The following is a 13,045-nucleotide window of genomic DNA, read 5'->3' on the forward strand; positions in this document are numbered from 1 at the left end:
AATGAAACAGCGCGTAATAGGTCGTACTGACGGCGCGCCGAAGATTGGCCTGGGTGGGCTTGCCCTTCTTACTGCGAACCAGGTCCTTCGCAGTCTCGATCAGACTGAGATCAAGCGGCCTCAGGGCTTCGGTTCCCCAGATCGGACTTTGCGATATAGGTGAAGACCGGGAATGCGGTCTCCCCGGCCTCCTCAAGCAGCGGCCGGATGTGACGGACCATCGATGTCGTTTGCCCGACGTCGAGCTGCTCCTGCTTGCCGTCGTAGACGACGTTGATGAACAGGGCCCTGCTGCCGTCGTGATCGATCTGCGGGGTCAGGTTGACCGCGACGATCTTGACGGTATCCAGCCGCCTGGACAGCTCCGCCTTGATGATGTTCCGGACTTCGGTCTGATCCGCCATGGGTCCGCTCCTCAGCGAGGGGACAGTCTACAACATAACGCGTTCGGCGGATATCCGGCTCAACCAAGGACCAGGCGCCGCCCTCCCCCAGGCGGGAAAGCAGCGCCCCATCCCTCACCAGCCCCTCACCCACCAGCGCGGATCTGCTCCAGCACCGGCAGCAGGTAGTCGCGGAACACGGCCGGGTTCTCGCTCATGGGGAAGTGGCCGCATTCCTTCATGATCACCGCCTCGGCCCCGTCGATGGCGGCGGCCGTGCGCTCGGTATCCTCCGGGGTGCAGGAATAGTCGTACTCGCCGGTCAGCAGGTAGAGCGGGCAGCGGCTGGTGTCGATCAGGTGGGTGCGGTCGCGGTAGTCACTGTCCTCGCGGTAGAAGTACAGGTCGCCTTTGAAGATCCCCGGCCCGCTCTGCATGTAGCCCCACAGGGTCTCCCAGCGGTACTCGTCCGGCGATTGCGGTGCGACCAGGCCGGAGACCATGGCGGCGCAGACTTCGCCGCCATGGACGTCGCCGCGGTGCAGCCAGCTGGTGTCGTACCAGGAGGTCTGGTGGTCGGCGCATTCCACCCCGATCAGGGCACGGAACCGGTCGGCGTGATGGGCGCCCAGGTTCAGCACGACGCGCCCGCCCATGGAGCAGCCGATCACCGCCGGGCGGTCGAGCTCCATGGCGTCGGCCACGGCCAGGATCGCGTCGGTATAGAGGTCGGAGGTCAGCCGGTACTCCTCCTCGTGGAAGCCGACCGGCGGGTTCGACTTGCCGTGCCAGGGCAGGTCGAAGGCGATGACGCGAAAATGCTCGGTGATTTCCGGGTCGGTCATCATGTGCCGGTACTGGCGGCCGTCGGAGCCGGCGGTGTGCAGGCAGAGCAGCGGGATACCCTGACCCGCCTCCTCGATATAGACGCGGCAGGCGCGGCCGCCGATGTCCAACGTAGCGTAGCGGCCGAGGATCGGTTCGTACTGAATCGCCATGGTCAGGCCCTCCCCGCGCCGGTTTCGGTCGGTTTGGCGAAACGTCTGGGTAACGCCAACACCTCCTTCACGTAACGTAAATGTGCCATCAGCGGCTGCAGGTCGCCCTCCAGCCGGGCGACGCCGAGGCGGGTCATGGCGATCACGTCGTGGTAGCCCGGCGCCGGCATCGCCTCCCAGTGGCGGGTCCAGGCGTCCGCCTCGGCCTTGATGGCGAAGCGCCAGGCGCGCATGCGGAACGGGCCGGTCTCCACCGCCTCGATGCGGCCTTCATGCACCCGGATATGCACCGGCGTGTCGTCGGCCTGGACCAGGAATTCGCCGCTCAGCGTCCGCCCGCGGCGCACCAAGCCTTCGTTTTCATTCACCAATTCTGGCAGGCGCCCCAGGATGCGCGCGATCTCTTCGCCGGTCATCTCCGTCCCTTCATGGCTTTTTCCTTCGGTCGGCAGGCGCCAGCATAGACACCCGATCCCGCGCCCGGAAGATGCGGAGAGCGGGGGCGAAACCGATCAGGGTGAGGAAAAATTAACCCTTCCCGGTGTCTAATCCGGCCCACGAACTACTTTCCAGAGCGGTCGATTTACGCCCGTCATCCCGGCATTCTGGTAGACCAATCGATGCAGAGCGCCAACGCAATGACCGACCAGGCCGATCGCCGCGCGACCAAGGACACCCGACTCCCGCGGTATGTGATCCGCCGCGGCGCGATCGCCGCCCTGATCGGCCTGGTCTGCGCCCTGCTGCTGGAACTGGCGCTGGCCGACGTGGCGCGCAGGAACGCGGAAAACCGGGCGCGCGACGACCTCAACCTGCTGCGCGCCTCGCTGCAGCAGGTGCTCAGCCGCGACGTTCAGCTGATCCGCGGCATGGTCGGCTATGTCCGCGCCCGCCCCGACCTGACGCCGGAGGAGTTCGCCCTGATCGCCCAGGACATCCTGGAAGGGGCGCCGGAGCACGTGCGCAACCTCGCGCTGGCCAAGGATCTCGTGGTCTCCCACATGTACCCGATCGCCGGAAACGAGCAGGCGATCGGCCTCGACTACCGCAAGACCGAGAACCAGTGGCCGGCGGTGAAGCAGGTGATCGAGGAGGAACGGATCATCGTCGCCGGGCCGGTCGAGCTGGTCCAGGGCGGGCTCGGCCTGATCGCCCGCTTCCCGATCCGGTTGCGAGCCGACAAGACCGGCGAACGCCGGCTCTGGGGCATCGCGTCCACCGTCATCGACTTCACCCTTCTGCTGCGCCATTCCGGGTACGAGCGGTTCGCCGAGACCTATCACCTGGCCCTGTCCGGGCGGAACGGCGATCCGGAGAACCGGGAGATCATCTGGGGCGACCCGGAGATCGACAGGCTGGATCCGATCAGCCTGGACGTGGCGATCCCGACCGGGTCGTGGCGGATCATGGCGGCCCCGCGGGAAGGCTGGCCGAACTTCACCAGCTACCTTTCCGTCACCCTGCCGGGCCTGGTGCTGCTGCTTGCCGGCTTCGCCGTCTGGACGGTCTCGCGCTACCGACGCGCGGAGGAGCGCTCGCTCGCCAACGAGGAGGTCCTCGCCGCCCTGCAGCGCGCCGAAGAGGCGAGTGCCGCCAAATCGACCTTCCTGGCGGTCATGAGCCATGAGCTGCGCACCCCGCTCAACGCGATCATCGGCTTCAGCGAACTGCTGGAGAACAGCCCGCGCAACAGCCGGGTCTGGGAGCGGGCGGGCGAGTATGTGGGCGACATCCGCCAGAGCGGCCGGTTCCTGCTGTCGATCATCGACGACATTCTCGACCTGTCCCGTATCGAGAGCGGCCGCCGGGCGGCGTCGATCGAACACGTGGATATCGTGCCGCTGCTCCTGGAGAGCGCGACCCGGCTGCGGGTCGAGTTCGAGAACAACGGCGTCGCGCTGTCGGTCTCGGCCGAAGCCGAGGAGATCGTCGCCCTCGCCGACCGGCGCGCAGTGATGCAGATCATCGCCAACCTGCTGAACAACGCGCTGAAATACGCCGGCACCGCGGCCAATGTGAACGTCAGCGCCTCCCTGATCGACAAGGATCGGATCGAGATCGCCGTGCAGGACGACGGACCGGGCATCCCCGAAGAGAAGCTCGGCGAGATCATGAAGCCCTTCGTCCAGCTGTCCTCGTCCTACGCCCGGGCGGCCGGCGGCGTTGGCCTGGGGCTGACCATATGCCAGTCCCTCGCCCGTACCATGGACGGCACGCTCTCCGTCGAAAGCCGCGTCGGCCAGGGCACGACCGTCCGGCTGACCCTGCCGCGAAGTCCGGCCGCCTGACCTCAGGCGCTGCGCATGGCCGCGTCGCCGAGCGACAGGGTCTCACCGGTCTCCAGCGCCAGCAGCTCGTCCATGGTCTGACGACGCCGGGCGAGGCGCACCTCCCCGCCATCGATCACCACTTCCGGGATCAGCGGCCGGGAATTGTAGTTCGACGACATCGCGGCACCATAGGCACCGGCATCGGCGAAGACGCAAAAATCGCCGACGGCTGGCAGCGGCAGGTCGCGGAACTCCACCACACCGCCGTCGCCCTGGGTGAACACATCGCCGGACTCGCACAGCGGACCGGCGACCGCGACCGGATGCGCGGCACCGGTGACCGGTACCCCGGCCGCGTCGACGAAGCCGATGCGGTGATAGCTGCCATACATGGCCGGGCGGGCCAGATCGTTGAAGCCCGCGTCGACCACCACGAAATACCGCTCCGCCACCTGCTTGACGGCGCGCACCTCGGCGACGAGGCAGCCCGCCGCCGCGACCAGGAACCGGCCCGGCTCGATCTCCATCTCCACCGGTGCCGACTGGTGCTGCTGGATCGCCAACCGGGCGGAATCCCACTGCTTCACGTAGTGCTCGGTATCGATCTCGCTGCCGCCGTCGTGATACGGAACGGACAGGCCGCCGCCGGCGGAGACCGCCTGCACCGGCAGGCCGAGCGCCCGATAGGCCTCGATCATGGCGTCGCCGACCCGCTCCAGATGGCCGTAATCGACGCCGGAGCCGATATGCATGTGCAGTCCGACCAGCTCGAGCCCGGCCGCCTTGATGCGCGGGCCAAGCTCGGGCAGCTGCTCGTACCAGATACCGTGCTTGGAGAACGGGCCGCCGGTATTGGTCTTGTTGCTGTGGCCGTGGCCGAAACCGGGATTGACCCGCAGCCAGATCCGATGCCCCGGGCTGACGGCGGCGATCTGGTCGATCATATCGGGCGAGCCGCAATTGACCGGAATGCCGAGTTCCGCCACCCGCTCGAGGGTGGGCCGGTCGAAGATATCGGCGGTGAAGACCAGGTCGTCTCCGCCGGCCTGATATCCCGCCGCCAGCGCCCGGGTGATCTCGCCGTTCGACACCGCGTCGATCTTCACGCCGTTGCGCCGCATCACACGCAGCAGGTCCAGGTTGCTGCTGGCCTTCTGAGCATAGCGGATGGTGTCGAAGCCGCGCAGACGGGCGATCTGGCTCTCGATCCGGGCGGCGTCATAGAGCCAGAACGGGGTCCCGACCGTCGCGGCAAGCGCGGTGATGAGGGCACCGTCGCGCTCGCCGGTTCCCAGGCGGGTCGAAATGTCGGAAGCAGCGGCCATGGATCCCCCAGAGAAAACGCCGCCGTCCAGGGTCCGGACGGCGGCGTATCACATGACGGGAAATCCCTGAAACATCAAGCCCGCCTGGGCTCCTCCGTCTCCTGGGGCGCGTCGGGAAGCGGCGGCTTCCGTCCCATGTCCGATCCGGCGACCTGACGCAGGGTGGTCGCTCCCCGCCCGCGCCAGCGCCGCTCGAAATCGGCGATGTAATCGCGGGTCTGCGGCACGGCGTAGAGGTTCTTGGCGAGCTGGATCTGGAAGACCATCAGCGAGCCGTGGCGGAACGCGGTCTCGCAGGCGGTCAGGTAGAACTCCCACATCCGGTAGAACCGTTCGTCGTACATCGCGACGATCCGATCCTTCTCCTCCGCGCAGCGCAGCCGCCACCGGTTCAGTGTCTCCGCATAATGCTGGCGCAGGATCTCCACATCGGTCGTGAAGAGCCTGGTGTTCTCGATGGCGGTGAACTGCTGGCGCAGGGACGGTGTGTAGGCGCCGGGGAAGATGTACTTCTCCATCCACTGATTCTGCGGCTCCGGCCGGTTGAACACGCCGACCGCGTGGACCACCGCCACGCCCTCGGGGCGCAGCAGGCGGTTCACCTGACCGTAGAACTCGTCATAGTGCCTGGGGCCGACATGTTCGAGCATGCCGACCGACACGATGCGGTCGTACTGATCCTCCACCTCCCGATAGTCCTTCAGGTGGAACCGCACCCGGTCCGCCACGCCGGCCTCCTCGGCCCGGCGGTTGGACACCGCATGCTGCTCGCGCGACAGGGTCACGCCGTCGACCTGAAGGTCGTCGACCAGACTGGCCAGGAACAGGCTAAGCCCGCCCCAGCCCGACCCGATATCGAGCACCCGCTGGCCCGGCTTCAGGTTCAGCTTTGCGGCAAGATGCAGCTTCTTGTTCCACTGTGCCGTTTCCAGATCGTCGTCGGGATTGAGGAAATAGGCGCAGCTATACTGCCGGTCGCTGTCGAGGAAGATATCGAACAGCTCGTCGCTCAGATCATAGTGATGGGCGACCTTACCCTGGGCCAGATGGACCGGGTTCCAATTGCGGATCGCAGCCCGTATGCCGCGAACCCCGGCCAGCAGCTTGCGCATGGTGCCTTCGCGCACACTGCCGATATTGACCATGCAGAGATCGAGAAAGTCGTAGAGCGTACTCTCCTCTTCCAAGACGAGGCCGCCGTTCATGTATCCCTCGCCGATCGCCAGCTCGGGATTGAGCATCAGCCGGCGGTCGAGGCTCCGATCCAGGATCCTGACCGTGGCCCGTGGGCCGTCGCAGGATCCAAGACACTCGTGACGGTTACCATCGGGGTCGATCAAAGTAAGATGCCCGATGGATATCAACTGGCGGAACGCGCGCGCAGAGAGCATCGTCGCCACCCCCTGTTCGTTTCGTCATCGATCGCATGGATGCAATCGACCTTAACCATACTAAGGATAATACAATAAGGATTTCCAGGGAGGGAAGCATATGAACACGCGTCAGTTGGGCAAGACCCGCCTGCAGGTCTCGGAACTGGTGTTCGGCGGCGGCTGGGTCGGCGGCATTCTGATCCACCAGGACGACGAGGTTAAACGGGCGGCACTCCGCCGGGCGATCGATGCCGGCATCAACTGGATCGACACCGCCGGCGACTACGGCCAGGGGCAGTCGGAGATCGCCTTGGGCTGGCTGCTGTCGGAAATCGACACATCCGAGCGCCCCCATGTCTCCACCAAGATCCGCCTGGATCTCGAGAGCGACGAGACCGCCGCAAGTCAGATCCGCCGCGGCATCGAGCGGAGCCTCGATCGCCTGCGCCTGGACAAGGTGAGCCTGTTCCAGCTGCACAATCCGGTGGAGCCCCGGGCGACCGGCCAGCATGTCGGTGTCGACGACGTGATCGGCGACGGCGGGATCGCCGACCTCCTCGACGGTCTGCGCAAGGAAGGGCTGACCGACCATATCGGCTTCACCGCCCTGGGCGACCCGGCCTCCTGCATCCGGGTCGTGGAGAGCGGCAAGGTCGACACCGCCCAAGTCTACTACAACATGCTCAATCCGACCGCCGGGCTGAGCGAGCCGCTGGACGGTCTCGTGGCCCAGGACTTCACCGGGCTGATGGCCGCCTGTCGGCGCCACGAGGTCGGCATCATGAACATCCGCGTCTTCGCCGCCGGCGTGCTGGCGACCGACATCCGGCACGGCCGCGAAGTGGCGATCACCCCGGAAAACCGGGACCTCGAGGCCGAGTCCAAACGGGCCCGCTCAGCCATCGCCGCCGCCGGCGACAGCGGCGAGAGCCGGGCCGAGACGGCGATCCGCTTCTCGCTCGCGAACGAGGACATCTCCTGCGTGGTCGTCGGGCTGGCGGAACTGGAGCACCTGGAGCTGGCGATCAAGGCGGCGGAAGCGGGACCGCTGTCCGCCACCAAGCTCTCCAGCCTGCGCGACCTCTGGCGCCGGAATTTCGACCTTTAGGCCCGGCCTCGATGGGCAGCGGGAGCGCGCCAGCCGGGCGGGTCAGCCGCCCGGTTGCTTCAGGGTGAATTCGGCTTCAGGGTGAATTCGCCCTCGCGGATGCGGTCGGGCCATTCGGCGACCATCTCGGCCACCGTTTCCTCGCCGTAGATGTCGATCATGTCGGTCAGGGCGGCGAAGATCGCCGAGGAGGCGACGATTTCCGAGGAGGCGCCCTGGGCCACCGCGTCATCCCAGGCTTCGAGCATCACCCGCAGGGCGAGACGCTTCTGCTCGTCTTCGGGCAGGATCGGCGGTTGTTGTTCGTCGCTCATGGTCGCCTCCGCTGGAACGCGTGTCCGGTGCGCCGAGGCTTAGCGCGGCGCGTACCCGCTGTCACCCGGAACGTGGCGGCAGCCGGTCCGGCGTGGCAGTGTCGCCGCCATGACCGACACCGCTTCCGATCCGCCGGCCGCCTCCCGGCTCGATGCCGCCGATCCCGGCCTGTCCCTGCGCGACGGCGTGCCGGTGTCCACGCGTTTCGACGATGTCTATTTCTCCCGCGAGGACGGCCTGGCCGAGACCGCCCATGTCTTCCTGCGGGGCTGCGGCCTGCCGGACGCGTGGCGCGGTGGTCTCGGGACTGTCACCCCCCGGCTTTTCACCGTGGCCGAGACTGGTTTCGGCACCGGCCTGAACTTCCTGGCCACCTGGCAGCTCTGGCGCGAGGCCCGTCCGGCGGGCGGCATCCTGCACTATGTCGCGGTGGAGGGCTTTCCGCTCTCCCGGACGCAGCTCTGCGAGACGCTGTCAGCGTTCCCGGGGCTCGGCGCCTTCGCCGCCCGGCTGCGCGCCCGCTACCCCGAGCCGGCCACCGCCGGCCATCACCGGATCTGGTTCGAGGAGGAAAGGCTCTGCCTGACCCTGCTGATCGGCGAGGCGGCGGCCGCATTGAACGGGCTGGAGGCGCGGGTCGACGCCTGGTTTCTCGACGGCTTCGCCCCCGCCAGAAACCCGTCCATGTGGCGCCCGGCGGTGCTGGAGCAGGTGGCGCGGCTGTCCGGCCCGGGCACCAGGCTGGCCAGCTTCACCGCGGCGGGCGCGGTCCGCAGAGGCCTCGCCGAACTCGGCTTTACTGTGGAGAAGCGGCCGGGCCACGGGCGCAAGCGCGACTGCATCGCCGCCCGCTTCACCGGCCCGCGTCGTCCGGCCACGGGCGAGCCCTGGTACGCCCCCCCGTCGCCGCTGCGTCCGGGTCGCGTGGCGGTGATCGGTGCCGGGATCGCCGGTGCCGCCGTGGTCGGCGCCCTGGCGCGGCGCGGCGTGGAGGCCGTCTGGCTCGATCGTCATGGCCGGATCGCGGCCGAGGCCTCGGGCAATCCGGCCGGGCTGGTGATGGCCCGCCCGACCGCCGACGGCGACGTCCAGGGCGCCTTGAGCGCTGCCGCCTTCCGCTTCGCCCTGAATCAGGCGTCCCGGTCGGGTGTGCCGATCGGTGGCGACGGCGTGCTGGAACTGGCCCCCGACGACGCTGTGCTCGGCCGGTTCCAGGACATGGCCGATGCGGGCCATCTGGCGCCGATCTCCGCCGCGCTGGTCGATGCAGGGCCGGCCGGCGAGATCGCTGGTGTCGCGCTCGACCGGCCGGCCCTGTGGCACCGCACCGGCGGCTGGGTCGCGCCGCGCGCCTGGAGCGCCGCTCTTTCCGGCCCGCACCGTCCGGCCCGCTCGACCGTCGCCGGGCTGACGCATGACCCCGCCGGCTGGGCCTTGCGCGATGCCGACGGCCGCACGCTGGACCGGGCCGACGCGGTCATCCTCGCTTCCGCCATGCTCTCGCCGGCGCTGGCCCCGGCCGCCCGCCTCCCCCTGGAAGCGATCCGAGGCCAGATCACCCGTCTCGCCGCAACCACCGCAAGCAGCCGCCTGCGAAGCTGCATCTCGTTCGGCGGCTATCTGTCCCCGGCGATCGGCGGCACGCATGTGACCGGCGCCACCTATACCCGGGGCGGGTTCGAGCCGGCGGGTTGGCCGGTCGCGGTGCAGGCGGAGGACCACCGACGCACCCTCGGCCTCTTGCCCTCCGCCCTGTCCCGCCTGTTCGACGCGGCCCCTTCGGTGCTGGGCGGCCGGGCGGCGGTCCGGGCGGTCACGCCCGACCGGCAGCCGATCGCCGGGCCGCTCTGCGATGCCGCCGGGCTGGTCGACGCCTACGGTCACCTGCGGGTCGACGCCCGACGGCTGGACGGCGGACCGCCGCCGTTCCTGGAGGGGCTGTTCGCGGTGACCGGCCTCGGCTCGCGCGGGCTCGTCACCGCGCCGCTGATGGCGGAGCTCGCGGTCTCCCAATTGCTGGGGGAGCCCTGGCCGGTCGACCGCGCGATGGCCGCCTGCGTCCACCCGAACCGGTTCACGATCCGCGACCTGCGGCGACGCCGGATATAGTCAGGTCCGAAACAACGCCCCCGAGGAGGAAACCATGTCCCCGTTCACGATCCAGCAGCAGGTCACCTTCCTGTACACCCGCGATCTCGCCGCCGGGTCGGCCTTCCTGCGCGACAAGGTCGGCCTGACCCTGGCGCTCAACCAGTTCGACCTCTGCCACATCTACCAGGCCGCTCCGAACGCCTTTCTGGGGGTGTGCACGAACCGGCCGCCGGCGGAGAACCCGGCGGTGACCTATTCCTTCGTGGTGAACGACGCGGACGCCGCGTACGAGACGCTGAAGAGCCGCGGCGTGGAGTTCGAGGGGCCGCCGCAGCTGAGCGAGCGTTTCAACGTCTACTCCACCTTCTTCCGGGGACTGGAAAGCTACCGATTCGAGATCCAGGAGTTCCGCGACCCGAGCTGGCCCGCGCCCTTGGCGTGATCCGGGCCGTCAGGCGGCGACGCTGTCTTCCTCGCGGTCGCTGTGGGTGACCCGCTTGCGGATCGAGATGCGCGGATAGATCGCGACCATGCCGCCGGCCACCCGGTCGGTGCTCTCGTCGCGGAGCGGCAGCATCAGGCGCTCGAAGATCACCATCCAGCTGTCGCCGGCGACCTCGAATTCGGCATATTGCGGCGCCCGTTCGGCCACCATGGCCCGGTAGGTCCCCTCGACATGATCGCGCAGGGCAGCCGGCATCTCGTCCAGGTAGCGGCCGACCATGTCGTCGCCGAAGAGCGGCGTCAGTTCGCGCCCCATCTGCAGGAAGCGGATCCGATCGGTCGTCTCCTCGACCTCGACGATTACGATGTGGGCGAGGTAGGGGGCGACATCGACCGGCGACAACCCGCCAATGGCAGGGATGCCGCCGCCCCGCCGCGCCTTGTCCCACAAGGCGGTCAGTTCTTGAAGCTCGGGACGGTGAAGCTGAGAGGGGTCGAGGCGCATCGTGATCACACCCAAAAGGACTGTTCCTGCTCGACAGGCTAGCGCCGAGGTTCATAAGGTTTCGTTGACGCCGCGATGACGCCTTCGTTCCAAGGATATTTTTTCGATGACCAGCACCGATCTCGCCCTCCTGTCGGCCACCGACCTGCTGCACGCCTATGCCCGCAAGACGATCTCGCCGGTGGAGGCGACCAAGGCCGCCCTCGACCGCATCGACGCGCTGAACGGTAAGCTGAACGCCTTCCGGATGGTCGATCACGAGTCGGCCCTGGCGAGCGCGAAACAATCGGAGGCGCGCTGGGCCAAGGGCGAGCCTGTCGGACTGGTCGACGGCGTGCCCACCTCGATCAAGGACCTGTCCCTGACCGAGGGCTGGTCGACCCTGCGTGGTTCCAAGACCGTCAAGGCGGACGGCCCCTGGGATGTGGACGCCCCCTACGTCGCCCGGCTGCGCGAGCACGGCGCGGTGCTGCTCGGCAAGACGACCACGCCGGAGTTCGGCTGGAAGGGCGTGACCGACAGCCCGCTGACCGGCATCACGCGTAACCCCTGGGACCCGACGAAGACGCCGGGCGGCAGCTCCGGCGGAGCGGCGGTGGCGGCGGCAGCCGGCATGGGCGCCCTGCACCAGGGATCGGACGGTGGCGGCTCGATCCGCATGCCGGCGGGCTATACCGGCATCTACGGCATCAAGCCGACCTTCGGCCGGGTGCCGGCCTATCCGGCCTCGCCTTTCGGCTCGGTCGCCCATATCGGCCCGATGACCCGCACGGTCGCCGATTCCGCCCTGATGCTGACGGTGATGGGCGAGCCCGATGCCCGCGACTGGTACGCCGTGCCGTACGAGGGTGCGGACTACCGCAACGCCCTGCGCCCGTCGGTGGCCGGCTGGCGAATCGCCTACAGCCCCGATCTCGGCGGTGCCACGGTGCAGCCCGAGGTCGCCGCCCTGGTGGCCAAGGCGGTCGAGGTGTTCCGCGAACTCGGTGCGACGGTCGAGGAAGTGGAAAGTCCGCTGCCCAACAGCCACGAGGTCTTCGCCGCGCACTGGTTCACCGGGGCCGCCAACCTGTTCACCGCGTTCAGCGAGGAGCAGAAGGCCCTGATCGACCCGGGCTTGGTCGAGGTCGCCGAGGCCGGTGCCCGCTATTCCCTGCTGGAGTATTTCGCCGCGGTGAAGCAGCGCGAGGCGCTGGGAACCACGATGAACGAGTTCCACGAGACCTACGACCTGCTGCTCACCCCGACCCTGCCGCAGCCGGCCTTCGAGGCCGGCCACGAGGTGCCGCCGGGCTCCAACATGAAGCGCTGGACCGAGTGGACGCCGTTCTCCTACCCGTTCAACCTGACTCAGCAGCCGGCGGCGACGATCCCCTGCGGCCGCGTCGGCGGTCTGCCGGTCGGTCTGCAGATCGTCGGTCCGAAATGGGGGGAGGATATGGTGCTGACCGCCTCGGCCGCGTTCGAGGGCGTGATGCCGATCGAACTGCCGACGATTTAGGCAATCTTCAGCGGGCCGCCACGGCAGCCCGCACCCGCGCCGTCACCGTGCTGGCGCGGCTGAGGTCGGTATCGATCTCCAGGCCCGCGGCGGCGAAGGCGCGTGCGACCCAGGTATTGCAGGTATTGAACAGGGTGAAAGTGCCGACGGCGTCATAGAACCCGCTCCGACGGTAGAGGCCAGGCCCCAGCGCCGACAGCCGCTCTCCCTGGGCGCGGTCGAAACTCGCCGCGATAAAGCCGATGAGCCGGTCGAAACCGGCCGTATCCAGGGGCACGTCGACGACCTCGGCATCCGGGAAGTACCGCGCCGGCGGGACGGGCATGCCGACCAGGTGCATGACCGCCGGTGTCTCGATGAAGGCCGCGCTGACATAGCTGCCGATCGCCGGGTCCGGATCGCGGTAGAACGCAGCATCGCCCCAGCCGAACTCGACCCAGCCGGCCTCGGGCAGGTCGCCGATCTCGGGGATAAGGGCGGGGTCGATATCGGCGCTGCGCACCGCGATGCCGGTGTGCCAGCCGATATTGACGAGATGAACCAGACGCTCGCCGCCGGCGGCCGGACCGGCAAGCGAGAGCAGGACACCCAGACCGAACAGGATTGCGACCGCCCGTGCCATCCGCCTTACTCCTCCCTCGACGATCCGGCCCTCAACGTGCCGGCCCTCAACGTGCCGGCCCTCAACGTACTGGCGACGACGGTGCCGACCCAAAATGGCCATCCGGAGGC

13 protein-coding genes are annotated in these 13,045 nt (G+C 68.3%); 5 read left to right on the forward strand and 8 right to left on the reverse strand.

The genetic code is table 11. The annotated features are described in order from the left end of the window. Positions 1–110: 110 nt before the first annotated feature. From BLS34_RS15390 to BLS34_RS15400, 3 genes are all read right to left on the reverse strand, one after another. Positions 111–404, reverse strand: a complete 294-nt coding sequence (locus tag BLS34_RS15390) for a hypothetical protein (RefSeq protein ID WP_093151577.1) — start codon at positions 402–404, stop codon at positions 111–113. Between the two features lie 125 nt (positions 405–529). Continuing rightward, positions 530–1,381, reverse strand: coding sequence for an alpha/beta fold hydrolase (locus tag BLS34_RS15395; RefSeq protein WP_093151580.1), 852 nt, complete (start codon positions 1,379–1,381; stop codon positions 530–532). Positions 1,382–1,383: 2 nt separating this feature from the next. After that, positions 1,384–1,797, reverse strand: coding sequence for a hypothetical protein (locus tag BLS34_RS15400; protein ID WP_051244612.1), 414 nt, complete (start codon positions 1,795–1,797; stop codon positions 1,384–1,386). A 204-nt stretch (positions 1,798–2,001) separates the two neighbouring features. Between BLS34_RS15400 and BLS34_RS15405 the strand changes: the two genes are divergently transcribed. Beyond that, positions 2,002–3,669, forward strand: coding sequence for a sensor histidine kinase (locus BLS34_RS15405; RefSeq protein WP_093151583.1), 1,668 nt, complete (start codon positions 2,002–2,004; stop codon positions 3,667–3,669). Positions 3,670–3,671: 2 nt separating this feature from the next. Here BLS34_RS15405 and lysA read toward each other — a convergent pair whose 3' ends face one another. Further along, a complete protein-coding gene (lysA, locus tag BLS34_RS15410) occupies positions 3,672–4,976 on the reverse strand; it encodes a diaminopimelate decarboxylase (protein ID WP_093151586.1) in 1,305 nt (434 codons plus the stop codon). Positions 4,977–5,050: 74 nt separating this feature from the next. Continuing rightward, positions 5,051–6,217, reverse strand: a complete 1,167-nt coding sequence (locus tag BLS34_RS15415) for an SAM-dependent methyltransferase (protein ID WP_281241210.1) — start codon at positions 6,215–6,217, stop codon at positions 5,051–5,053. 250 nt (positions 6,218–6,467) lie between these two features. Here BLS34_RS15415 and BLS34_RS15420 point away from each other — a divergent pair, with 250 nt between their 5' ends. Continuing rightward, positions 6,468–7,457 (forward strand): aldo/keto reductase, encoded by a 990-nt coding sequence (locus BLS34_RS15420; RefSeq protein ID WP_093151591.1) that lies wholly within the window; start codon positions 6,468–6,470, stop codon positions 7,455–7,457. Positions 7,458–7,516: 59 nt separating this feature from the next. Here the strand turns inward: BLS34_RS15420 and BLS34_RS15425 are convergent, their stop codons facing one another. Beyond that, complete coding sequence (locus tag BLS34_RS15425) at positions 7,517–7,771, reverse strand: hypothetical protein (protein WP_028794320.1); 255 nt, start codon at positions 7,769–7,771, stop codon at positions 7,517–7,519. 109 nt (positions 7,772–7,880) lie between these two features. On the opposite strand from BLS34_RS15425, the gene mnmC reads away from it, so the two are divergent. After that, the gene (gene mnmC, locus BLS34_RS15430) at positions 7,881–9,881 is read left to right on the forward strand and encodes a bifunctional tRNA (5-methylaminomethyl-2-thiouridine)(34)-methyltransferase MnmC2/FAD-dependent 5-carboxymethylaminomethyl-2-thiouridine(34) oxidoreductase MnmC1 (RefSeq protein WP_093151594.1); all 2,001 of its coding nucleotides are present in this window, start codon (positions 7,881–7,883) and stop codon (positions 9,879–9,881) included. A gap of 34 nt (positions 9,882–9,915) precedes the next feature. After that, complete coding sequence (locus BLS34_RS15435) at positions 9,916–10,305, forward strand: VOC family protein (RefSeq protein WP_028794318.1); 390 nt, start codon at positions 9,916–9,918, stop codon at positions 10,303–10,305. Positions 10,306–10,314: 9 nt separating this feature from the next. On the opposite strand, the gene BLS34_RS15440 is transcribed toward BLS34_RS15435, so the two are convergent. Then, positions 10,315–10,812 carry a PAS domain-containing protein gene (locus tag BLS34_RS15440; RefSeq protein ID WP_139189349.1) on the reverse strand — a complete coding sequence of 166 codons (498 nt, stop codon included), beginning with the start codon at positions 10,810–10,812 and terminating at the stop codon, positions 10,315–10,317. 106 nt (positions 10,813–10,918) lie between these two features. Between BLS34_RS15440 and BLS34_RS15445 the strand changes: the two genes are divergently transcribed. Further along, a complete protein-coding gene (locus BLS34_RS15445) occupies positions 10,919–12,313 on the forward strand; it encodes an amidase (RefSeq protein WP_093151597.1) in 1,395 nt (464 codons plus the stop codon). Between the two features lie 7 nt (positions 12,314–12,320). Here the strand turns inward: BLS34_RS15445 and BLS34_RS15450 are convergent, their stop codons facing one another. Further along, positions 12,321–12,935 (reverse strand): DUF2459 domain-containing protein, encoded by a 615-nt coding sequence (locus BLS34_RS15450; RefSeq protein ID WP_175474248.1) that lies wholly within the window; start codon positions 12,933–12,935, stop codon positions 12,321–12,323. Between the last annotated feature and the right edge of the window lie 110 nt (positions 12,936–13,045).

The organism is Thalassobaculum litoreum DSM 18839, assembly GCF_900102465.1.
Lineage (GTDB): Bacteria > Pseudomonadota > Alphaproteobacteria > Thalassobaculales > Thalassobaculaceae > Thalassobaculum > Thalassobaculum litoreum.